We start from the raw sequence: 20,445 nt of genomic DNA, 5'->3' as shown, positions 1-20,445 counted from the left end.
GTTAACATAATCCACATTAGTACAAAAAAATACCCCATCTTCAAAGTAAGTTGTTCTCTTTTGGAGTACCCACATAGGAAAAAGCATATATAAAAACAAGTATAAAAGCAGTGGATTTCACACCCAAAATCGCAATTCTTTTTGCATTATTAAGAGGATTTGTATGGTAAAATTAGTAAAGAAACTTATTGAACTAACAGGCGGGTTACTTCAATAAACGGGTGTAACTGAATCGTAATAAAAACTATAAAAAATTTAAAAGTGGTGATAGAGTGAATTTCAAAACAAAAAAAGGTGAATTTAATAATTTAGAACAGTTGATTGGGTCAATTGATTCAATTCCTAAAAAACAATCAACCTTGTTAATTGGAATAGATGGTTGTGGGGGTTCAGGAAAAAGTACAATTGCAAAAAAATTGAAGGATAAATGTTACGATGTAACTGTTGTACATATGGATGATTTTTATTTACCATCCTCACAAATAATAAAGATACATCCGGAGAAAAAACCAATTGGTGCAGATTTTGATTGGAAACGTTTATTAAATCAAGTTCTTGAACCTATTAATCAAAACAAAGAAGGACATTATCAGAGATATGATTGGGAGACGGATGGTTTAACAGAATGGCATACTGTTCCCATCGGGGGAATTGTCATAATAGAGGGTGTTTATTCTATTCGTAGGGAATTAGCTAAAAAATACGATTTTACTATATGGGTTCATTGTCCTCGAGAACTAAGGCTTTCACGGGGACTTGAGAGAGACGGGGAAGGGGCTCGTGAAATGTGGGAAAATAATTGGATGATTTCAGAAGACCTATATATTCAAGAACATAAACCTTTTGAAAGAGCAGACCTTATTGTTAATGGGACTAAATAAATATCTTATTAAGCTAACGGAAGCTTATGTTCATAATAAATTTTAATGACGACAGGTGAACTGTCGTTTTTTTTAGTTATCCAATTAGCAGGTATATTAACACTACAAATAGCAAAAGCATAATTTTTATTATGCTCATGCTAATTTACCCGCTATTTATAATGTTAATTTTGGGAAAAGAATTGTCGTAAACTCATCAAATCAACAAAATAGCAGAGCGAATTCTTATGCGAATGACTCTGCTATTTTATCTGCTTTTATATGTGTTTTTATACCTGCGGGTACTCCAAAAGAGAATGGCTTATCTTCAAAGATAGGTATTTAAAAAAAAAAAAACATTAATATCATTTCGCTAAAGTTGCAATATTTCCCATAGAAATTGAAATCCTGTTCCAACTATTTATTTGGTTTATTAGAATAATAAGGTCCACATATTCTTTTTCTGTGTAGTGTCTACGCACACGATTATACAATACATCAGGTACACGCATAGTCGGTATCAATGTCACATGCTCAGTTAACTCTAAAGCTACTTTTTCTGCTTCTGTATAGAACTCACACTCTTTCCAAGCACTAATACAATATAGACGTTGCTCCGTTTCTCCCATTTTTCTAGCATCAGCTGTATGCATGTTAAGACAAAATGCACACCCATTTATTTGAGAAGCCCGAATTTTTATAAGTTCACGAACTTTACGGTCTATACCTGTTGTTTTCGTATACTTCTCCATTTCCATCATTATTTTAAGTGCTTCTGGTGCTACATTGTAATAATCAACTCGTTGTTCCATTTCAATGACCTCCTTATACTTCTTTTCCTTCTTTTCAGTTATGACATTATTAATTTAGATGCTAATCTTGAAACAGCTTCCTCAACTTCTTTATATGCTTTTTCTAATACCTCTTTCGGCTCTAATAAATTAGTTCCTTGTGCACGAATGATTTGAAAATCTTCAATCCCAAGGAAATTAAACATTGATTTCAGGTATTTGTGAGAGTATTCAACTTCTGTATACCAATCATTATTTGTATAGATTCCTCCACTTGCTTGGATGACAAGAATTCTTCGTCCGTCTTTAAGTAGACCCACTGAGCCATTTTCAGTATATTTAAAAGTTTCACGAGCAATCATGATATTGTCCATATAATCTTTTAACTTTGATGGAATATTAAAATTATGCAAAGGTAAAACGATGACATACGTATTTGCACTCTTAAATTGTTGTAAGATCTCGGACATACGCTCCGTTACTTTTTGTTCTTGGGGAGTTAGCTCCTGTTCTTTTCTTTGTTTTTCCCATGCACTTAAAACCGTTTTATCTATCATCGGCACTACATCACTATACAAGTTAATCTGTTCAATTACTTCGCTATCATGAATTAATCCTTTATAAGTTTTCAAAAAGTGGTTAAAAACCTGCAAGCTAACTGAAGAAGTATCATCTATTTTTGGATGTGCGTTAATAATAAGTGTTTTGTTCATTTTTATTTCCCCTTTAAGGTGAATTTTAAGATCCAATTAAAGATCAATCCTATCGTCGATTAACATTGTCTATAATATAGGCTATAATTATTTTTGTCAAATGAATACGATTTATCCAAAAGAAATTTCTTTTATTTGACTAACACTCTAAATATTTCTAAGATACAATTTAATAACCCTTAAAATTAAAAGTAGGTGAGTTTATATGCAGTATAGTGTCGGAGTTGAATATGCTTTACATTGTCTGGTTTATTTAATCGATGTTCCTTCCAATGAAAGTGTTGGGATAAAGGATTTGGCAGAATTCCAAGGACTTTCTGAGACATTTCTTTCAAAAGTTTTTGGTAAATTATCTAAGGCTGGCATTGTAAGTTCTGTACCTGGTGTAAAGGGAGGATATAGGTTATCCAAGTCACCAGAGGATATTTCCTTTTGGGATGTAGTTGAAGCTGTTGAAGGTCCTAAACCTATTTTTCAATGCAAAAATATAAAAGACAATGGCTATTTGTATAGAGAAAACTGCTGTTCAGCTCCCTCCTCTTGCACTATCAATTTAGTTATGCTCTCTGCTGAAGAAAAAATGCGTGATTACTTGCGTAGTAAAACACTGTCATGGTTAAATGAAGAACTTGATCGTGTCTTACCCAAACAAATACGTGAAGGTACTCAAAAGTATTTTTCGAAGAGCAGCATATAAAAAACCTCTCGTAAAATTCCTAAATTAACAGGAATTTGGAGAGGTTTTTTTGCTTAGTACAAGGAAAAAGCTCGTTTAATTTTCTATCAATCTGCAAATCCATTTCCTCAATAATATCTCTTAGTTTTACTTGTATGCTCATTATTAGTTCACCTCAAAAAAGTAGGTTAAACAACAGCTAGATAAACCAGGTAAGTAGTGTAGCGATAAAAAGACTTTGTCCCATTAGAAAATAAACATTTCTCTCTTTTGTTGATCTGCTAGGTAGGATTTTATTTACTATAAAGTTGATTGTAGTAACTACTAATAATGTAAAAATAAAAGATAAAACAAACTCATATAGCATTAATATCACTCCATGCTTCATTGTTTTGTATAATATTCCCATTAAACCCTTGATTAATAAACTTATTCTGTAAAAACAATTACATAGAAATTCTGTTTAAGTGAATTTTGAATTATAAACTCTTAATGAACTAACCGGCCGCTTTACCAAATAAAAAAAGATCGCATCAGCGACCTATATTCAAACATGAAGTACCCTTTAGCTTAATTAGAGCCAACAAAATACCAATGTTCATCTAACTTTTCTATTTGTTTAAAATCCCCATCAAAATCGTTATGGCTTGGCTTTTTACTATATGGTGAGTATACGAAGCCAGAGAAGTTATCTAATATCCCACGATATGTGAAGAACAAAATCAAGTCATTGTTTTTTTCGATAACTATCTCTCCGCCACCTTTAGATAATCGGTGATATTGTTTAGGTAATTGGATAATTGATGGGTCGTAAGAAATGTTGGGTTTCAAAGTACCGTTTTTCACCATTTGCACTACTTCTTCTCTTTCCGTTCTATTCGATTTGAAGTCAAAATCTAAAATAACTTGAGTAAATGGAAAGTACAACCACAATAAAATTGTTATTAGTTGAATGGTTAACGGCTTCCAATCCTTATTTTTAAATAAATGTATGGTGACCTTTACAGTAATGAAAATAAAAAAACCAAAGATCACTAACCAAACAGGCAGCATCAAAAATTCAGTTATTTTATCGACCAAATACCATTGAAAAAATCCAAGTAAAATAACCAATATACTACTTGCTAATGCCAAGAATAAAAGTTGATTTTGTTTCAAATATTCCACACTTTCATAGAATCGCTTTTTGGCTTCATTTTATAGATATAATGACTAGAATATCAATGGTATTTTGTGACAGACCTTCTCTTCTAACTAGCCAAAGTAGAACAAATAAAAAGCCACCAGAAAGGCAGCTGGGTCTTGGATACTTGTATAATCTAAAATTGCTATTCCCCGTTTTGTTGATAGAAATAGGGTCCACAAAAGTATTCATGAGTATGGACATATGTCCATAAAAAGTTTTTATCAACCACATAAACATCATTTATATAATCATCAAATTTATTGATAATGTCTTCGGACTTTAATCTTGTAATGTTTACAAGTAATAATACATATTCATTGTCTTGATAAAAAATATAACAAGCATCTTTCTTTGTCTTATTAAAGGCATCCCTTGCTTTTTGTTCTTCTAAACAAGAAAGTTTATTATAGCTAAATATATGCCATAAATGCTGATGTAAATATATTTTTCTTTTTTGGGATTTGCTAAGGTGCTTAGCGAATGTTTCTTCCCATTGTTTCCGAAGTTCGTTTCTCTTGTTTTTTAATTCGGTAACAATGATTCCCTTGGCTTTTAACAAATCAATCTGTTCCATTTTGTACTCCTCAAGCTTTCTCCCGGATATTTTACTAAATTACTAAAGCACCCCAATAATTGTAGGTAATTTCCCCTTATAATAAGCTTAAATACACAAATCACAGCAACAAAAAAGGCAATGGAGTGAATTCCACTGCTTACTTTTTCAAGCAAAAGTATTACCCTTTATTAATTTTTAACATCGAGTTAGCATTTACCTGAAATTCATATGGAACTTTAACTTCTTCCACGGAACAACCAGTTTCAGTTAGATAACTTATTATTTTATCTAAATGTTCATATCGCTTTCCTTCCAAATCCACCAAAGGAAAAATACGAATTTCTTCCTTGGTAACTCTTAATAGCTCGTCTAAAGTGTTTATATGAAATTCATAATCTAATCGGTCAGCGTACATAAAAAGAAAATGGGCAGAAAGAAGAACATCAAATTCTCCATCCTTAAAGGGTAATGAGGGTAAAGTGACCGGAACGTACCTTTCACTTGATTGTCTCATATCCTTTGCACAATGATTTAAAGCACGTAGGCGATGTTTCCTAAGCCCCTCTATATCATTAAAATAATCCCAAATAAAATTAGTTTTTGCTATTTCCATCTGTTCCATCGCATGTTCAACATCCTGTATTCCTTTAACATAAAGATCTTCATTAGAATGATAATATGCGATATCGGCAGCTGTTATATTTAACCCTAATGCATTTCCAACAGCAGTAAAAGAACATGCCCCAGCTGGACAGTCAAGTATCCTTTTCCCCTTCAGTTCTGCTACCGAAAGAGAAAACATGTCCAAATATTCTTCAAACGTTCTTCCAATGAAAATAATTCTCTCTAAATCTAACTTAGTGCTCTGCTCAGCTCTACTCATCTAAACTCACCTCTATAAAAGAATTAAATTCATATTATCATAGTGGGCTGGGAAACTTAACCTTTTTTTGAATGTTTTTGTATTATTCAGTTTCCGTAGTGCTGCGAATTGAAAAATGAACTTATTCATAGTGGTAATAAAAAAGCTGCCTTTAGACAGCCTTCATACCTCGATTGAACTTAATTTAAAATATGTCCTTCTTATATAAAATAAGATACAGGATAAACACCTGGAGAATTTCAATTATTTATATCCCAAGGTGATATAAATAATAATGACCTTTAGATAAACACTCTGAAAATGCAATAATTTGATTAAATTGCTTAATTACTTCATCTCGGTTGATGACAATCTTGTCATAAACTCCATCCTGCTCGTTGTTCCCATCCACATAATTCCCTGTAAGGAAAAGGGGGTCAGGTGCATTACCGAATAAATCCCTCCAAGAAGTAAAAATACCCTTTAACCTAATGGAAGATTCATTATCAAATAACGTTACACCGTAATAGTTAATTCCTTGACCAATGGGATTTCCTAGTTTAGCTGGATTTTTACTAGGAACCCATTCTAAAGTGTCCGATATGTATTGGATGATATTATCATGAATCACAACTTTGTCAATGATGCAGTTATCTTTGTCCTTATTGCTCCAAAAACCTTTTAAATCGGTTGTGATAGGAATTAGATAAAACCTATGTTCTAAGCTCATATATATCTCCTTACACCTATTCAAAAGCTTATAGTGATACTAGCCTTGTTTAACAAAGCGTTTTTTAGTTAAAAGCAAGTCGAATAAAATCGTCTGTAACCGGGTACCAAGCGCTAGAGAAATGAGAGAATCGCCAGTAACCGGGGGCTATCCGCCAGAGAAAGGAGTGAACCGCCAGTAACTGGGTGCCAAACGCTAGAGAAAGGAGTGAATCGCCAGTAACCGAGTGCTATGCGCCAGAGATATGAGTGAACCGCCAGTAACTGGGTGCCAAGCGCCAGAGAAAGGAGTAAACCGCCAGTAACCGGGGGCTATCCGCCAGAGAAGTGAGTCAATTCAATATAATAGTATAAACGCCAACCTTTTATCACCCAAAATAGAAATTAGACCAAAATGATACTGTTTAACAATAAAAATAAAGGGTATAAACATATTGACAAGGAGGATGATATTATGAATAAGATTGTTAGCACATTAGCCATCGGTGGAGCCGCTTATCTGTTGAGGAATAAGGAATCTCGCTCTAAAGTCATAAATCAACTGAAAAGCATTGCCTCTCCAGAAAACATCGAAAAGATAAAGAACCAATTCCGATCACTGACCAACCAAACCTTAAAAGAGAATTCTGACCAGCCAAAGTTATTAGAATCTTCGTCCGGCCCAACAGCAATCCCGGATTACGTAACCACAGCAAGAGCTAATACAGGAACGCCCTAATGATATCTAACCATAATCACATCTAAAAAAGGAATCAGCTTAATGGCTGTTTCCTTTTTTGTATATTTATAAAAGTTTTAACGTTGTCCTGAATAGCACCTCGCACCCAAGGGCAACATCTTCAAAAGAACTCCATTCCTCCGGATGATGACTGATGCCATTCTTACTGCTGACAAAAATCATTCCAATATCAGTGAGCTCCCCTAACACCATCGCATCATGCGCGGCTCCGCTTGGTAATTCATAAATAGGATACTGTAATTCTTGCAGTGAATCTTTTACTGCTTTCATCACGCTTGGTGAGCTCATCACAGATGCTATGGATTGAACCTGCCTAATTTCACATTTTAACCCACGGTTTGCAGCTATGGATCGGATCGAATCATAGATTTTAGTAACGGTATTTATCCGACGTTCATTCGTTATATCCCGAACATCCAGTGTAAAATCCACTCTCCCGGGAATGACATTACTGCTTCCAGGCTTTACTTCCAATTTTCCTACTGTCGCGACACTTCCGCTACTGTCCTGTGCGATTTTCTCAATCGCTAGTATACATTCTGCTGCATCTGCTAAAGCATCTTTTCTCTCGTTCATCCAGGTCGTTCCTGCATGCCCCGCTTCACCTGTAATGGTTACTTCGGCCCATTCTCCCCCCGAGATCCCCGTCACGACTCCAACAGCTAAATCTTTATTTTCTAACACTTTTCCCTGCTCAATATGTACTTCAAGATACGCTTTTACGTCATTTTTACTTAACTGAGCTAGTTCTAAAAGGTCAGGATTAATCTGATTAAAATATTCCCCTTCTAGACTGGCTTGCCTCATGGCGTCTAGGTAGGTGATTCCATCTTTATCTGTTGCTGAAGCTAAATTTTCCTTTAATTTTTCCGCGCCTTCTGTCCCGACCAATGCGGTGCTGCCTACAAAAGCATAATCAAAACGAGCCCCTTCCTCATCGGTTAAAGATACAACCTTTATCGTTCTTTCAGGTTGGATTCCTTTATCTTTCAACGTACAAAGCACCTCAACACCCATCAGAACACCCATGGCGCCATCGAAACGCCCGCCAGAATTTACGGTATCCAGGTGAGAACCAATCAGAATGGCAGGTAATTCGGGATTTTTACCGAGTATTTGCCCAAAAATATTCCCCGCTGCGTCCATATAAGGGGATAAATCTGCTTGTTCTAGTAGTTTCAAGAACATTTTTCGTGCTTCGATATCCTTTTGGTCAAAAGATGTTCGAGTGACCCCGCCATTGTCTCCTTCCCCGATCTTTCCAAATGCCATTATTTGATTCCAAAGACGTTTTCCATCTATCGTTAAATTTAAACTTTCCATGAAATTTGCTTCCATAGGAATAAATTCTCCCTTCGTTTGAATGTCTAGTATAGAGAAAATCCTGCTGTTTCCTTCCGAAAAAAGCAGGATTCCTTATGTTTCTGTTTTGGTGACAACTGCCAAAGTTAACGGTTTATCTCTCCAATAATTTAAGTACGGATTGAACCATTAATTTTACTCCAATTTTAATGGCCTCTTCATCTACCATAAATTTTGGGTGATGCCAACCATATTTAATCCCTTTTTCTTCATTTCCTGAACCAAGCCACACATAGCAGCCAGGAACTTCTTTTTGGTAAAAAGAAAAGTCCTCCCCACCCATGGTTGGTTCAGCCCGTACCGTATTTTCTTTCCCAACGATAGTCTCAGCTGCTGACTGAACAATTTCGGCCACCTGGGCATCATTATAGACAGCAGGAAGTAGAAACTCGTACTTAATTTCTACTTCCCCACCATGGGCAGCCACGGTATTTGTTACAAGTTGAGTGAATACCTCATAGACTTTCTTTCTCACTTGTTCGTTAGACGTTCTAACCGTTCCTTTAAGAATCGCCTTATCCGGAATGACATTATTCGTCATCCCTGCTTGGAAGGAACCGATGGTGACAACTGCCGATTCCTTAGATGAAATCGTACGGCTGACTAATGTTTGCAGCTGACTGACAACGGCACTGCCAATAACAATCGGATCAATGGTTTTCTCCGGAAGCGCAGCATGTCCGCCTTTCCCTTTAATGGTTAGGGTAAAATCATCTACACTTCCCATTAAAAATCCTTCCTTCACACCGATTTGACCAACAGGAAGTTCGGGAACATTATGAAGACCAATAATGGAACTTACTCCCTCCAATAATCCTTCCCGGATCATAGATTCCGCGCCGCCTTCAAATTCTTCAGCTGGCTGGAACAAGATCCGAACATTCCCAGGGACCAGATCCTTCATCTCCTCTAAAATAACCGCCGCCCCAAGTGCAATCGTTGTATGAACATCATGGCCGCACATATGACTTACACCATCTATTTTGGAACGAAATGGAACATCTGCTTCTTCTTGAATCGGTAGAGCGTCAATATCCGCTCGTATCGCAACCGTTGATCCCTGTTCCACACCCGTTACTTCTGCAGCTGTGCCCGTCGCCAAGCTAAGTGGTATTTGTTGAATCCCAAATTCCTGTAACCATCCGTTTATTTTTTCTGTTGTTTTAAATTCTTGATTACTAATTTCAGGATACATATGAAGGTTCCTTCTTATTTCCACTAATTTAGGAAACCATTGTTCTACTTTATCATGAATAATTGAAGTTATTTCTGTCTTTGAATCTTTCACCATATGGGCTCCTCCTCTATCTAATATGCCCTAAAAATTCCTTCGTCCGATCATGCTTTGGATGGACAAAAATGTCTTCTGGAATTCCTTGTTCCATAATATTTCCACCATCCATAAAGATTACCCGATCCGCTACCTCTTTAGCAAAAGCCATTTCATGAGTAACAACGACCATGGTCATCCCTTCCTTTGCCAACTGCTTCATGACCGAAAGTACTTCCCCGACAAGTTCCGGATCAAGGGCAGATGTAGGTTCATCGAAAAGCATGACCGTAGGTTCCATGGCTAATGCCCGTGCAATGGCGACACGCTGCTTTTGCCCTCCCGATAAACGGTTTGGATATTCATCCGCTTTTGCTTCAAGCCCCACTTTTTTTAGAAGCTCGATTCCTTTTTTCTTTGCATCTGCTTTAGTCATCTTTTTTAATAAGACTGGTGCTTCGATAATGTTTTGCAATACGGTCATATGTGGAAAAAGATTAAACTGCTGAAAAACCATTCCGATCTCTTGACGAAGTTTATTCAACGCAGCCTCTTTGTTTTCTACCATTTTCCCATTAATCGTAATACTCCCACCATCAATTGACTCTAATTGATTCATACACCGAAGGAAGGTACTTTTCCCTGAACCACTAGGTCCAATGATGACCACCACTTCACCTTGCGAAACATGTAAATTAACACCCTTTAAAACCTCTAACTCACCAAAGGATTTACTCACATTTTTGCATGTTATCATTCATAAGCACCTACCTTTTTCTCCACTTTTCCAACGATAAATGTCATGATCGTAGTAAGCACTAAATAGATTAAACCAACTAATACAAAGATCTCCATATATCGGTACGTACTACTAATGATTTGCTGACCCGTTCTGAGTAAATCGTATAAAGCAATCGTTGATACAAGGGAGGATTCTTTAATTAAGGCAATAAATTCATTTCCCAGCGGAGGAAGCATACGGCGAAACGCTTGTGGTATAATAACCCGTCTCATCGCTTGTCCATAACTTAATCCAAGCGACCTTGCTGCTTCCATTTGTCCCTTATCAATCGACTGAATGGCGCCCCTGGCAATTTCCGCTATATAGGCAGCAGCATTAAGTGACAGTGCGATGCAGGCGGAAACAAAAGGAGGCATCGTTAATACGGGAAAAACAGATGGAATTGCGAAATGGATGATTAATAATTGCACTAAAAGCGGAGTTCCCCGAATCACCCAAATATAAAATCTGCTAATTTGTGAAAATACTTTATTGCTAGAAACACGGCCGAGACCGAAGAGTAATCCGATAATACTTCCTGCTATTACCCCAATAACGGCAATTTCAACTGTTACCAATGCCCCTTGTAATAAGTAGGGAAGATATGTTAATGCAAATGATAGAAAGTCCTTCATTTCCCTCTCTCCTTCTGAAAAAACAAGACGGATAAATCAGCATTCCGATTTATCCGTATCCTTTTTATTCCTTAGATTTATCTGTTCCGAACCATTTCTTACTAACTTCTGTGTAGGTTCCGTTATCCTTTGCAGCTGCAATTGCTTTTTGTAATGCTGCTTCAAGGTCGTTATCACCTTTACGTACAGCAATCCCTACTGGAAGACTTTGGAATGAACTGCCTACCACATCAAACGCATCAGGTTTGGACGTTTTGTAGTAACGACCAACCGCTTCTGCAACAATAACTCCCTGTAAACGGCCAAGACCTAAGTCATTAAATACATCTGTATATCCGTTGTATGTCTTTAATTCTTTAATTCCCTTAATCTCTTTCGCTGCACTTTCACTAGTTGTACCTAATTGAACACCGACTGTTTTTCCAGATAGATCTTCTTTGGTTTGAATCTTCAGTGGATTGCCTGTTTTTACTGCAACCACTTGACCTAATTTCATGTACTCTACAAAATCAACCTTTTGCTTTCTTTCATCTGTAATATTCATGGATGACATAATAATGTCATATCGTTTAGCGTCTAATCCTGGTAGAATTCCATCCCAAGCAGTTGGTACAAATTCTACCTTCACACCAAGCTCTTTTGATATTGCAGTTGCAAGGTCAATGTCAAAACCTACTAACTTGTTTTGATCATCACGGTATTCCATTGGTGGAAATGTATCATCTACCGCAATTTTAATAACGCCTTGCTTTTTGATATTATCATAGGTATTACCTTCAGTTCCTTTTTGGCTCTGCTCGCTTTTTGATTGTGCAGGTAATTTAGGCTGAGTACCGCATGCAGTTGCCATTAGAGCCACTGCTGCAATGATTAAGAACTGGATGACTTTCTTCATGTTGTTATTCCTCCCCTATTCCACTTTATCCCTTTACCGATTTATCACAGTAAAATGTTTTATTTATGTAACCTATTGTAATTTTATACATAAAAAAATACAATACCTTTAATAAATGTTTGATTAATAAAATTATTTCAATTATTATGATATTAATTAAAAAGGATTATTAACCTCTAATCCAAATAAAAAAACACTCACAAACATGGAGAAAACAATGTTTGTGAGTGTTACGTTTAATAATCAATGAGCTATTTTCCCTCAATAGATTCTTATTTTAATATACATTATTCTTGATTGAAAATCGAAGTTTGTTTACATAATCATTTTTAAATGATTTATGAGCTTTTCCTTTTTCATTACTTTCACTTTTTTCATTGTTCAAGCAATCCATCTCCTTTTCTAGGATTTTTCCTCCTTTAAGAAAACATTAAATCTCATTTTCTATTAATTCGGTATGATACAGGGCAACTTTAAACAAGTATTTGTGCTTATTTGGTATTTCTTCGGACATCATCACATTTTTTTGGTTTCCTCTTGCCCGAAGTTGGCTCGACTTCGGACACCACTTCGCTCTTTTGGCTTTGCCTTGTCCAAAGTTGGTTCGACTTCGGACACCACTTCGCTCTTTTGGCTTTGCCTTGTCCAAAGTTGGTTCGACTTCGGACACAACCTCACTCTTTTGGCTTTGCCTTGTCCAAAGTTGGTTCGACTTCGGACACAACCTCGCTCTTTTGGCTTTGCCTTGTCCAAAGTTGGTTCGACTTCGGACAAAACTTTGCTCTTTTAGCTTTGCCTTGTCCGAAGTTGGTTCGAGAACTTTCTGGAGTCAGGAATGATTAAACCGATTTTGGGGTTAATAACGAACCATATAAAAAAAGCCGACTGTTGTCATTCGATAGCATGACAGCAGTCGGCTTTTGCTTCTTATAGGTATTAACCACTAAAAAAGACCGAACAAAACAACTGCCCTTTTGCTGTCACCTGTTCCAATGGTATATTCATGCAAAAAGAGCATTCCTTTAACGAGTCTATTCACTAATGATTTTTAATGCCGTATTTAATGCATCCACTACTCTATCACACCAATGGTCAAATTCCTCATCCGGTGTTTGCAGTTCTGGATGAGCGACAATGTACTCAACCGTTTGTTTAATCCCCTGGTAAAATCGGGTCGTCGCTACAAAATCTGGTACTAGTCTTTTCAATTTCGTATTATCGAAAACGACGGAATTGGCCTTATCTCCCAACAATCCACCTCGATAATCCTCTTTACTACACGCATCTAAAAAATCCGATGATACATGAATGGCATGGAGTTTTACTCCGAGTGCGTCCGCAATCGCTTCGTAAATTTGATTCCAGGTAAGACTTTCATCTGAAGTAATATGAACAGACTCCCCAATTGCATGGATATTGCCCATTAAGCCAATAAAGCCTCTCGCAAAATCACGATTGTGGGTCATCGTCCATAACGATGTTCCATCACCATGAATAATCACGGGTTTATTCTCAAGCATTCGCTTTGCTACCTGCCAGGACCCTTTGCTCCCATGGACGCCAAGTGGAATCGAACGTTCATCATAGGTGTGACTTGGTCTGACAATCGTAATTGGAAAGCCTTCTTCACGATAAAGTTTCAGCAAATACTCTTCACAGGCAATCTTATTTCTCGAATATTGCCAATACGGATTGAATAATGGCGTTCCTTCTGTAATTCGATAATCAGACAAAGGAGTTTGATAGGCAGAAGCAGAACTTATAAAGATAAATTGTTTCGTTTTCCCTTTAAATAAGCGATAATCCCTTTCCAGTTGGGCAGGTTCAAAGGCAATGAAATCAGCCACAACATCAAACTCTAACCCCCCAATCAATCTGGAAACTTGGTCTTCATCATTGATATCAGCTTTTAGTAAGTTTACGCCTTCTGGCAAGCGATTCTTTTGATTCCCTCTATTTAGAAGGTAAAGTTCAGCTCCATTTGTGACTAATTGTTTTGTAATGGCAGAACTAATGGTTCCCGTCCCACCGATAAATAACGCCTTCATTTCTCCACCTCCGCTAGGTTTAAAGCGATCCATTCTATTTAGTACGTTAGCAAGTAAATATTCTATATTGAATCCAAAATTCCTTTTTTCCAATCTATAAAGCTTCCAATCAACTGCTTCGATCCGTCGTTAATTCATAAGTAATTAGCATTTGACTTTTCAGAACTATAAAAACTTCTAAAATAACTTCCATCCTCTAACATCCCAAAATTCAAAATGCTATCAATTGTTTCTTCGTTAACTTGAAGATATTCAGCAAGTTGTTTTTTCGTCATAATATCTTGACTATTCACAGTTGAAATCGACGTTGAAGAATTTTTAACGATAGAATCATTTTGATTTGTAAAAAAAGTCCCCTTTAAGATCGAGGCACCCACGATTATGGATATTCCAATAATCAAAGCACTAATTGGATAGATAATAAATTTCATTGAACATTTCCCCTAAATATATTTTAGGAATTTCTTATTCTAAGCATCGAATCCGACATAAAGTTTTCATAAATCCCGATTTTCTTACTACGTTCATGTAATTTCCATTGACCTGACTCTAATAATCTCTTAGTATTTTACTGTCTTAGATTTTTAAAATTTTTACTGAATAAGGAGCTTTTTTTATGGAAGATAAACAGAAGAAACCTCTATCGCTATCGTCAAATTCCGTGCGTTTAGGTGTGTTATTGGCTTTGGTTGGAGGATTTCTAGATGCTTACACTTTCATTAGCCGGGATGGAGTATTTGCGAATGCTCAAACAGGAAACATGGTATTATTGGCCGTAAAAGCAGCCAACCGCGATTGGATGGGGATGTTACTCTATATTCCTCCCATTATTGCGTTTATATTAGGCGTTTTGATTTCTGAAATTTTCAAAACACCCCGTGTTAGACATTTAGTGTACAGCTATAGACGATCCATCCTCCTATTAGAATGTCTCGTGTTGATTTTTGTTGGGTTGTTACCGAGCAGTGTCCCGAACATGGTCGTGACAGTGTCCATTGCATTTGTGTCTTCCCTGCAAATTTCTACTTTTAATAAATTAGACCGGTGGGCGTATAACTCCACGATGACGACGGGAAATTTAAGGACGGCTACTCAAGCAGCTTATTTAGCGATTAAAGAACATAACCAAGAAGCTAAAAAGCAATTTCAAGAATTCTTTTTCATCATTTCATCCTTTATATTTGGTGCTTTATCAGGGACATTTTCCACTACGTATATAGGGAATAGAGCGATCTGGATTGCCTCAGGTATTCTGGTTGTTGCGCTTATCCTTTATCATAGAGACCGAGGATTTATCCGAAAACAGGAAGCGTGTCTGAAAGATCAAATGAAACTTGCTCAAGGATAAAAAGCTTTTAGGCCTGTCCACTACTTTGGACAGGCTCTTTTTGTGAGGTCTAGCCTGCTTTTTCTACAAGACAGGTTTTTTCCCATTTTTCATATTCCTTTGATGCAGTCCAGCTTAACCATGAGACTAGAATTTTCACTTCATTTGGCCCAATATACCAGTATTCCCAACGCTTCTTTTCTGAATTTTGATAAATGCCAGTTTTGTAGACATACGTCATGTGAACACACTCCTTGTTTTAACATTATTTTAAAAATTTTCAGAAAATTAACTAATAAAATAAGTATTCTCCACATAACCTAAAAAATCCTGCTAAAGCGCTATCATTTTAGCTGCAGCCACTTTCACCATTTGTTTAATGCTTCTTTTAAGAAGGTAATGAACGTTACGACTTCATCCGTTTCTACTTTTGTTAAGACATACGTAAAAGAGGTAGGTGGAATGATGTTACATGGTTTAATTTCGATCAATTTATTCCGATCCATTTCATCCTTAACCACAGTAGCTGGTAGATAGGAAACTCCAAGCCCTTCTTCGATAAAACGCTTGGTAACCTCTACTTGGTCAACTCTCATGTTCTTTACGGTCGGATAATGCCTCTTGATATGATCGAGCAAATTATCCCAATAGTCTGGATGGTTATGAGTAATTAGCCTATATTTATGTAAAATGGTTTGTTCATCAAGGGTAGAAGTTTCTTTGCATTCATTTGGTGCAACTAGAAGGACCGATTCCTTATGCACAATATGACTTTTTATATTGGTTTGCATGGGTAAAATTCTCGTAAGCCCTATATCTGCATTTCCAGCACTGACTTCCTCCCCTATTTCATAAGACTTGAGGACTTTAATTAAAACTTCTAAATAAGGATTTTCATCCATAAATCCCCTTAATATAGAAGGCAGGATGGAGGATGCAATTTGCGGGGCAGCAGCGATGATTAACTTCCGATTATACCCTTGTTTCCAAGATTCAAAGTCTTCCACACCTTGCTCATATTTTGATAGGATCTCCCTTGCATAGGATAGATACTTATGACCTGCTGGTGTAAGAATCACTTTTTTACCGAGTCTTTCAAACAATTGAATGTTTAGAGTTTCTTCCAACCTTTTAATATGCTTTGTTACAGCAGGCTGAGTCAGAAAAAGTTCCTCTGACGTTTGACGAAAATTCTCATACTTTGACGCAATGATAAAAGTCTTTAACCATTTAATATCCATCGAATCCCCTACCCTAATAACAATTGGTTATTAATCTCCTTATTATTTGTTAATATAAATTATTTCACTTTTCCATTATAATCGATTTATGGAATTCGATACACATTATTCCAATAGATTTGGAGAGGAGTCCTGTTCGGTGATTCAAACTGTTTTTACTACCCTTTTTCAAGTGATTGTTCCACTATCTATTCCCGTAACCGTCGGTGCCCTTCTGGGACGTTTCAAGCAGCTTGATACGAAGCCGTTGTTGACTCTGTACTTATATTATTTAAGTCCTGCGATTATTTTGGATACCTTACTGACCGCTCACGTATCCCATCATGATATTTTTCAAACGGTTGCCTTTTCCCTGCTTAATCTTGTCCTGCTTTGGACCATTGCCAATATTTTAGGAAAAGCTTTTAAACTTTCCGCGTCTGAAACGGCTGGGCTGACACTGATTTCATCCTTAACGAACAGTGTCAATTACGGACTGCCTCTTGTCTTACTCGCATTTGGGAAACTGGGGCTTGATAAGGCATCCGTTTATGTGATTGGTCAAATGGTCATTGTGAACACCTTAGGGGTATACTTTGCGGCCAGATCCCAATTTTCCATTAAGAATGCGATTAAATCAGTGTTTTCACTTCCTGCCATCTACGCCGCCATTCTTGCGTTCGTGCTTCGAACATTCCATCTTTCCTTACCAGTCGACATTGCAAAAGGGGTTTCGATGGTGGCAGATGCATACTCTCCGGTTGTTCTGGCGATTTTAGGTGTACAGATGGTCAATGTGAAAATAGCCAGAAATAAAGAGAAATTTGAAACCGCCTTTTGGACGGGAATGGCTGTCCGATTGTTCGTATCGCCGATCGTTGGTCTATTTTGCATTTACCTTTTACATATCAGAGGAATCTTACAATCTGTTCTTTTTGTATTGGCTTGCATGCCTGTTGCCGTGAATGCCGTGATTTTGGCAGAGAAATTTAACGCTTCGCCTAAAATGGTCTCGAAATGCATTCTCTGGACCACCCTGATTTCTTTTTTCGTTTTGCCCTTCCTGATTGTCGTGGTGAAATAGATAGTATGGGTGCTAAAAGTAAATTTGTTTCATAATTATGATCTAACTTCAATATGAAAGCTCAACTGATTTATGGTAAAGATATTGAAATTATTAGAGCACAAATCGAAAAAAATGGTTTGGAAAATTTTCCAAACCATTTTTCAGGATATCTTAATTTTTAGGAATGAAAGTATCAATTAAATGAAAATTTTATGAAACTGGCGAAAAACTCTTTTCAATATGAATTTTAAATGCTATTATTCCTATTAATGTAGTAGGAATAGTGGGTGTTTTTAAAAGTGTCTTTATATGAAAAATTACCAAGTGATTTTTTGATTCAATTTTATTATGAATTGAAGAATATGATATCAAAAGGATTAGTTTCTAAAAATATGTACTATGAATTAGGACTAATAATTGCAACTGCGTCAAGAAGAGGGATACTATTGGGTAAGCCAAAAGATTTTGAACAACACCTTAGCCAGGAAATATTAATGGAATAAAGTAACTATACTTCCACTGTGGTTAAATAAATAATTAATCGTAAGAAGCCTTCCATCATACATACAAAAAAGCCACTGACATAAATCAGTTGCCTCCCCAAAAATTGAAATCGAATATAAAATTTCTCTGTTAGATTGGTTTAGTCATAACTTAATTAATTGGATGTGCAACCAGCTATGGTCGCACATTAAATTTTCCCCTCCTGGTCCTACAATGCACCCAATCGTTTAAGTATAATAATGCTTCCTATTAATAAACGTTTTACGAATGAATTGGCATGTAAATCCCTCTTCTTCTCTGTCATCCTCCTATGGGAATCAAGATCATTTTTAAGGACTTCAATTAGGATATTAATAAATTTAATAGGTAAAAATAACAAAGGACACATTTGATTAGTTTGCATTCAGATATATTTCCAAACAGGGGGTATTCAAATGAAGGAAAAGTGGAAAATGTATTTGTTGCTAATATTACCTTGGTTTTCTGTAGCAAAGATTGGTAAATTTTCTTTTTTTCGATTCTTTCCTACTATTATTTTTAGTGACTTAGTAATTGCATTAATTAGTGAGTTATCTCGAGAGTTAAAATGGTGGAAAGTAAAAAATCCTATTATTCCAAAATTAGCTACAGATATATCATTTGTTTTTGGTCCATTTACAATCCTAAACTTTTGGATCTTCAAAGTAACCTACAAAAGATTTTGGATATATCTAACTACCAACATTTTAGCTGACTATTTATTTGCTTATCCATTAACTACGATAGCAGAGAAAATTGGAATATATAAAATGGTAAGAATGAGCCGAAAACAACTTTTCTTTATAAGTATTGCAGTAGCAATCCTTAACTACTTGTATCAATCATTATTTGTTGAACCTTTAAGAAGGAATCATAATAAATGTGAATGAGAATGCCTTAGATACTAAAGGACCCTAGATTAGTTGTTGCCTAGACCAGGGTTCTTTTATTGTCTCAAATACAAAATGGGTTCTAATCTTATTATACAAAACCGCACCGTTAGCAACACAAAGAGAAAAAATTGCTGCAGCGGTCAATAATGTAGTGTTTTCCTAATGGATAGGAAAATACATACTACCGAACAAGCATAAAAGAGTAGAGCTGTTTTAAAATTCATTCTAAATTTAATTGTATAAGTACTCACTAACTGAACCTTTTGCTTAATAAGAAGAAGCTGCTGTAGCACCCCCTCGTTAAACTCTTGCACCCAATCGTTTAAGTGTAATATTTCACAAATTCCACCAAAATAAATAAAAATAACAGGAAGGTGTATTATTCTTTAACGTCACCATTTATATTAATCAAGAACGTCTCCCCTTTTTCATCAAATGCACGTTTAAAATCAAATGCAAAAGGAGTGGGACCATGCTGAATATAATGATTATATCTCCTGAATGCCTCCTCCCATGAGACATCGCTCACCATTTCTGTCCACCAAACTACATAAGATAGGTGTTTCTCTGGGTAAGGTTCTATCCATCTGCTTCTAGCTTGTAATGCTTGCCTATGCTTTCCTGAATAAGTAAAGCGATATAAGGATTGAAGGCTTCTCCATACTGAAAGTGTAAGGATCGCTGAACCCTTTCCTTTTACGGTTTCTTCAGGAAAACGGACTCCTTCAGGTGAGTACAACTCTATAAGTCCTGATTTCGTTGCTTGACGATATACTTCATCTCCCACTTGAAAAAATTCACGAGAGACTGGGTGGTTATAGGGGTGATTTAGCCTACCAACCGTATAGATTGAAACTAATGACATAATTAGCCCTCCATCTATAATCTTTACCTAAGATATATTCCAGTTAAAATGAGAAAATTCCCACTTTAACTAACACCCTATCGTTTAGGTACAATCCTGCCGAAAATGATAGCTATTCTTTACATCTTGCACCCGATAGTTGAATAAAACAATAAAATACCTTTTATAGTAAAATAGTAGTAACTACAAAAGGAGCCCCATTATATGAATATTAGATTAACCCATAAGGTAAATCGGATCTTGAAACTTCACCCTTGGATGAACTCTTAGTAGGACTGTCCAAAAGTGTCGGGCTTACAGTGGGAAGTTGGGTAATCAGAATGGCTTTACTATTGATTTGTTGTCACGGAAGAACAAAAGCCTGGGAGATAACTGTTTAAGCAGTTTTTCCAAGGCTTTTGTCTATTTTGGTAACGACGAATTTTTTTAGGTGATATTGATGAAGAAAT

At 36.2% G+C, this 20,445-nt stretch carries 25 protein-coding genes and 1 pseudogene; 8 read left to right on the top strand and 18 right to left on the bottom strand.

Annotated features, from left to right (window positions below; genetic code table 11):
* The first annotated feature begins 317 nt into the window (after positions 1 to 317).
* A complete protein-coding gene (locus tag L1999_RS13565; RefSeq protein ID WP_235744342.1) occupies positions 318 to 881 on the top strand; it encodes a uridine kinase family protein in 564 nt (187 codons plus the stop codon).
* Between the two features lie 344 nt (positions 882 to 1,225).
* Here L1999_RS13565 and L1999_RS13560 read toward each other — a convergent pair whose 3' ends face one another.
* Together L1999_RS13560 and L1999_RS13555 are read right to left on the bottom strand one after the other, a co-directional pair.
* Positions 1,226 to 1,672, bottom strand: a complete 447-nt coding sequence (locus L1999_RS13560) for a carboxymuconolactone decarboxylase family protein (protein ID WP_235744022.1) — start codon at positions 1,670 to 1,672, stop codon at positions 1,226 to 1,228.
* A 38-nt stretch (positions 1,673 to 1,710) separates the two neighbouring features.
* Positions 1,711 to 2,364: an FMN-dependent NADH-azoreductase gene (locus L1999_RS13555; RefSeq protein WP_235744021.1), complete on the bottom strand. Its 654-nt coding sequence runs from the start codon at positions 2,362 to 2,364 to the stop codon at positions 1,711 to 1,713.
* 205 nt (positions 2,365 to 2,569) lie between these two features.
* Between L1999_RS13555 and L1999_RS13550 the strand changes: the two genes are divergently transcribed.
* The gene (locus tag L1999_RS13550; RefSeq protein WP_235744020.1) at positions 2,570 to 3,061 is read left to right on the top strand and encodes an RrF2 family transcriptional regulator; all 492 of its coding nucleotides are present in this window, start codon (positions 2,570 to 2,572) and stop codon (positions 3,059 to 3,061) included.
* A gap of 19 nt (positions 3,062 to 3,080) precedes the next feature.
* Here L1999_RS13550 and L1999_RS29625 read toward each other — a convergent pair whose 3' ends face one another.
* From L1999_RS29625 to L1999_RS13530, 5 genes are all read right to left on the bottom strand, one after another.
* On the bottom strand, positions 3,081 to 3,203 hold the full coding sequence (locus tag L1999_RS29625) for a hypothetical protein (RefSeq protein WP_275677630.1): 123 nt from the start codon (positions 3,201 to 3,203) through the stop codon (positions 3,081 to 3,083).
* A gap of 407 nt (positions 3,204 to 3,610) precedes the next feature.
* Complete coding sequence (locus tag L1999_RS13545; protein ID WP_235744019.1) at positions 3,611 to 4,198, bottom strand: hypothetical protein; 588 nt, start codon at positions 4,196 to 4,198, stop codon at positions 3,611 to 3,613.
* A 170-nt stretch (positions 4,199 to 4,368) separates the two neighbouring features.
* Entirely contained in the window at positions 4,369 to 4,800 is a 432-nt protein-coding gene (locus L1999_RS13540) for a DUF4275 family protein (RefSeq protein ID WP_235744018.1), read from the bottom strand.
* Positions 4,801 to 4,960: 160 nt separating this feature from the next.
* A complete protein-coding gene (locus L1999_RS13535) occupies positions 4,961 to 5,665 on the bottom strand; it encodes a class I SAM-dependent methyltransferase (RefSeq protein WP_235744017.1) in 705 nt (234 codons plus the stop codon).
* A 247-nt stretch (positions 5,666 to 5,912) separates the two neighbouring features.
* Complete coding sequence (locus tag L1999_RS13530; RefSeq protein ID WP_235744016.1) at positions 5,913 to 6,374, bottom strand: hypothetical protein; 462 nt, start codon at positions 6,372 to 6,374, stop codon at positions 5,913 to 5,915.
* Positions 6,375 to 6,827: 453 nt separating this feature from the next.
* On the opposite strand from L1999_RS13530, the gene L1999_RS13525 reads away from it, so the two are divergent.
* On the top strand, positions 6,828 to 7,091 hold the full coding sequence (locus L1999_RS13525) for a hypothetical protein (protein ID WP_235744510.1): 264 nt from the start codon (positions 6,828 to 6,830) through the stop codon (positions 7,089 to 7,091).
* Positions 7,092 to 7,157: 66 nt separating this feature from the next.
* On the opposite strand, the gene L1999_RS13520 is transcribed toward L1999_RS13525, so the two are convergent.
* The 8 genes from L1999_RS13520 to L1999_RS13485 all read right to left on the bottom strand — a co-directional run bounded on the left by L1999_RS13520 (position 7,158) and on the right by L1999_RS13485 (position 14,534).
* Positions 7,158 to 8,435 (bottom strand): Zn-dependent hydrolase, encoded by a 1,278-nt coding sequence (locus L1999_RS13520; protein ID WP_235744015.1) that lies wholly within the window; start codon positions 8,433 to 8,435, stop codon positions 7,158 to 7,160.
* Between the two features lie 133 nt (positions 8,436 to 8,568).
* Complete coding sequence (locus L1999_RS13515; protein WP_235744014.1) at positions 8,569 to 9,765, bottom strand: M20 metallopeptidase family protein; 1,197 nt, start codon at positions 9,763 to 9,765, stop codon at positions 8,569 to 8,571.
* Positions 9,766 to 9,778: 13 nt separating this feature from the next.
* Positions 9,779 to 10,501, bottom strand: coding sequence for an amino acid ABC transporter ATP-binding protein (locus L1999_RS13510; protein ID WP_235744013.1), 723 nt, complete (start codon positions 10,499 to 10,501; stop codon positions 9,779 to 9,781).
* Positions 10,498 to 11,160: an amino acid ABC transporter permease gene (locus L1999_RS13505; RefSeq protein ID WP_235744012.1), complete on the bottom strand. Its 663-nt coding sequence runs from the start codon at positions 11,158 to 11,160 to the stop codon at positions 10,498 to 10,500. The genes L1999_RS13510 and L1999_RS13505 overlap by 4 nt, the downstream gene beginning before the upstream one ends.
* A gap of 64 nt (positions 11,161 to 11,224) precedes the next feature.
* Positions 11,225 to 12,055 carry a basic amino acid ABC transporter substrate-binding protein gene (locus L1999_RS13500; RefSeq protein ID WP_235744011.1) on the bottom strand — a complete coding sequence of 277 codons (831 nt, stop codon included), beginning with the start codon at positions 12,053 to 12,055 and terminating at the stop codon, positions 11,225 to 11,227.
* 430 nt (positions 12,056 to 12,485) lie between these two features.
* Complete coding sequence (locus L1999_RS13495) at positions 12,486 to 12,725, bottom strand: hypothetical protein (RefSeq protein ID WP_235744010.1); 240 nt, start codon at positions 12,723 to 12,725, stop codon at positions 12,486 to 12,488.
* A gap of 361 nt (positions 12,726 to 13,086) precedes the next feature.
* A complete protein-coding gene (locus L1999_RS13490) occupies positions 13,087 to 14,103 on the bottom strand; it encodes an SDR family oxidoreductase (protein ID WP_235744009.1) in 1,017 nt (338 codons plus the stop codon).
* A gap of 134 nt (positions 14,104 to 14,237) precedes the next feature.
* Positions 14,238 to 14,534, bottom strand: coding sequence for a hypothetical protein (locus L1999_RS13485; protein ID WP_235744008.1), 297 nt, complete (start codon positions 14,532 to 14,534; stop codon positions 14,238 to 14,240).
* A 185-nt stretch (positions 14,535 to 14,719) separates the two neighbouring features.
* Here L1999_RS13485 and L1999_RS13480 point away from each other — a divergent pair, with 185 nt between their 5' ends.
* A complete protein-coding gene (locus tag L1999_RS13480) occupies positions 14,720 to 15,451 on the top strand; it encodes a YoaK family protein (protein ID WP_235744007.1) in 732 nt (243 codons plus the stop codon).
* Between the two features lie 49 nt (positions 15,452 to 15,500).
* Here the strand turns inward: L1999_RS13480 and L1999_RS13475 are convergent, their stop codons facing one another.
* Positions 15,501 to 15,671 (bottom strand): hypothetical protein, encoded by a 171-nt coding sequence (locus tag L1999_RS13475; protein ID WP_215042430.1) that lies wholly within the window; start codon positions 15,669 to 15,671, stop codon positions 15,501 to 15,503.
* 124 nt (positions 15,672 to 15,795) lie between these two features.
* Entirely contained in the window at positions 15,796 to 16,671 is an 876-nt protein-coding gene (locus tag L1999_RS13470; protein ID WP_235744006.1) for a LysR family transcriptional regulator, read from the bottom strand.
* 139 nt (positions 16,672 to 16,810) lie between these two features.
* On the opposite strand from L1999_RS13470, the gene L1999_RS13465 reads away from it, so the two are divergent.
* The 3 genes from L1999_RS13465 to L1999_RS13455 all read left to right on the top strand — a co-directional run bounded on the left by L1999_RS13465 (position 16,811) and on the right by L1999_RS13455 (position 19,128).
* Positions 16,811 to 17,734 (top strand): AEC family transporter, encoded by a 924-nt coding sequence (locus L1999_RS13465; RefSeq protein ID WP_235744005.1) that lies wholly within the window; start codon positions 16,811 to 16,813, stop codon positions 17,732 to 17,734.
* A gap of 281 nt (positions 17,735 to 18,015) precedes the next feature.
* Complete coding sequence (locus tag L1999_RS13460; protein WP_235744004.1) at positions 18,016 to 18,219, top strand: hypothetical protein; 204 nt, start codon at positions 18,016 to 18,018, stop codon at positions 18,217 to 18,219.
* 435 nt (positions 18,220 to 18,654) lie between these two features.
* Positions 18,655 to 19,128 (top strand): hypothetical protein, encoded by a 474-nt coding sequence (locus L1999_RS13455; protein ID WP_235744003.1) that lies wholly within the window; start codon positions 18,655 to 18,657, stop codon positions 19,126 to 19,128.
* 382 nt (positions 19,129 to 19,510) lie between these two features.
* On the opposite strand, the gene L1999_RS13450 is transcribed toward L1999_RS13455, so the two are convergent.
* On the bottom strand, positions 19,511 to 19,996 hold the full coding sequence (locus L1999_RS13450; protein WP_235744002.1) for a DUF3291 domain-containing protein: 486 nt from the start codon (positions 19,994 to 19,996) through the stop codon (positions 19,511 to 19,513).
* A gap of 230 nt (positions 19,997 to 20,226) precedes the next feature.
* Here L1999_RS13450 and L1999_RS13445 point away from each other — a divergent pair.
* Positions 20,227 to 20,355, top strand: a pseudogene (locus tag L1999_RS13445) (YitT family protein); the annotation flags it as partial.
* Positions 20,356 to 20,445: the final 90 nt, after the last annotated feature.

It is taken from the genome of Neobacillus drentensis (assembly GCF_021560175.1).
GTDB lineage: Bacteria > Bacillota > Bacilli > Bacillales > Cytobacillaceae > Neobacillus > Neobacillus drentensis_A.
Note: the sequence above shows the minus strand (reverse complement) of the source record. Positions and strands in the feature narration are given on the sequence as shown.

What these genes read in the sequence shown, in the direction of transcription:
- L1999_RS13560 (WP_235744022.1), bottom strand. Translation starts at nt 1,672, where the DNA reads ATGGAACAACGAGTTGATTATTACAATGTAGCACCAGAAGCACTTAAA.
- L1999_RS13555 (WP_235744021.1), bottom strand. Translation starts at nt 2,364, where the DNA reads ATGAACAAAACACTTATTATTAACGCACATCCAAAAATAGATGATACT.
- L1999_RS13550 (WP_235744020.1), top strand. Translation starts at nt 2,570, where the DNA reads ATGCAGTATAGTGTCGGAGTTGAATATGCTTTACATTGTCTGGTTTAT.
- L1999_RS29625 (WP_275677630.1), bottom strand. Translation starts at nt 3,203, where the DNA reads ATGAGCATACAAGTAAAACTAAGAGATATTATTGAGGAAATGGATTTG.
- L1999_RS13540 (WP_235744018.1), bottom strand. Translation starts at nt 4,800, where the DNA reads ATGGAACAGATTGATTTGTTAAAAGCCAAGGGAATCATTGTTACCGAA.
- L1999_RS13535 (WP_235744017.1), bottom strand. Translation starts at nt 5,665, where the DNA reads ATGAGTAGAGCTGAGCAGAGCACTAAGTTAGATTTAGAGAGAATTATT.
- L1999_RS13530 (WP_235744016.1), bottom strand. Translation starts at nt 6,374, where the DNA reads ATGAGCTTAGAACATAGGTTTTATCTAATTCCTATCACAACCGATTTA.
- L1999_RS13525 (WP_235744510.1), top strand. Translation starts at nt 6,828, where the DNA reads ATGAATAAGATTGTTAGCACATTAGCCATCGGTGGAGCCGCTTATCTG.
- L1999_RS13520 (WP_235744015.1), bottom strand. Translation starts at nt 8,435, where the DNA reads ATGGAAAGTTTAAATTTAACGATAGATGGAAAACGTCTTTGGAATCAA.
- L1999_RS13515 (WP_235744014.1), bottom strand. Translation starts at nt 9,765, where the DNA reads ATGGTGAAAGATTCAAAGACAGAAATAACTTCAATTATTCATGATAAA.
- L1999_RS13510 (WP_235744013.1), bottom strand. Translation starts at nt 10,501, where the DNA reads ATGATAACATGCAAAAATGTGAGTAAATCCTTTGGTGAGTTAGAGGTT.
- L1999_RS13505 (WP_235744012.1), bottom strand. Translation starts at nt 11,160, where the DNA reads ATGAAGGACTTTCTATCATTTGCATTAACATATCTTCCCTACTTATTA.
- L1999_RS13500 (WP_235744011.1), bottom strand. Translation starts at nt 12,055, where the DNA reads ATGAAGAAAGTCATCCAGTTCTTAATCATTGCAGCAGTGGCTCTAATG.
- L1999_RS13490 (WP_235744009.1), bottom strand. Translation starts at nt 14,103, where the DNA reads ATGAAGGCGTTATTTATCGGTGGGACGGGAACCATTAGTTCTGCCATT.
- L1999_RS13485 (WP_235744008.1), bottom strand. Translation starts at nt 14,534, where the DNA reads ATGAAATTTATTATCTATCCAATTAGTGCTTTGATTATTGGAATATCC.
- L1999_RS13480 (WP_235744007.1), top strand. Translation starts at nt 14,720, where the DNA reads ATGGAAGATAAACAGAAGAAACCTCTATCGCTATCGTCAAATTCCGTG.
- L1999_RS13475 (WP_215042430.1), bottom strand. Translation starts at nt 15,671, where the DNA reads ATGACGTATGTCTACAAAACTGGCATTTATCAAAATTCAGAAAAGAAG.
- L1999_RS13470 (WP_235744006.1), bottom strand. Translation starts at nt 16,671, where the DNA reads ATGGATATTAAATGGTTAAAGACTTTTATCATTGCGTCAAAGTATGAG.
- L1999_RS13455 (WP_235744003.1), top strand. Translation starts at nt 18,655, where the DNA reads ATGAAGGAAAAGTGGAAAATGTATTTGTTGCTAATATTACCTTGGTTT.
- L1999_RS13450 (WP_235744002.1), bottom strand. Translation starts at nt 19,996, where the DNA reads ATGTCATTAGTTTCAATCTATACGGTTGGTAGGCTAAATCACCCCTAT.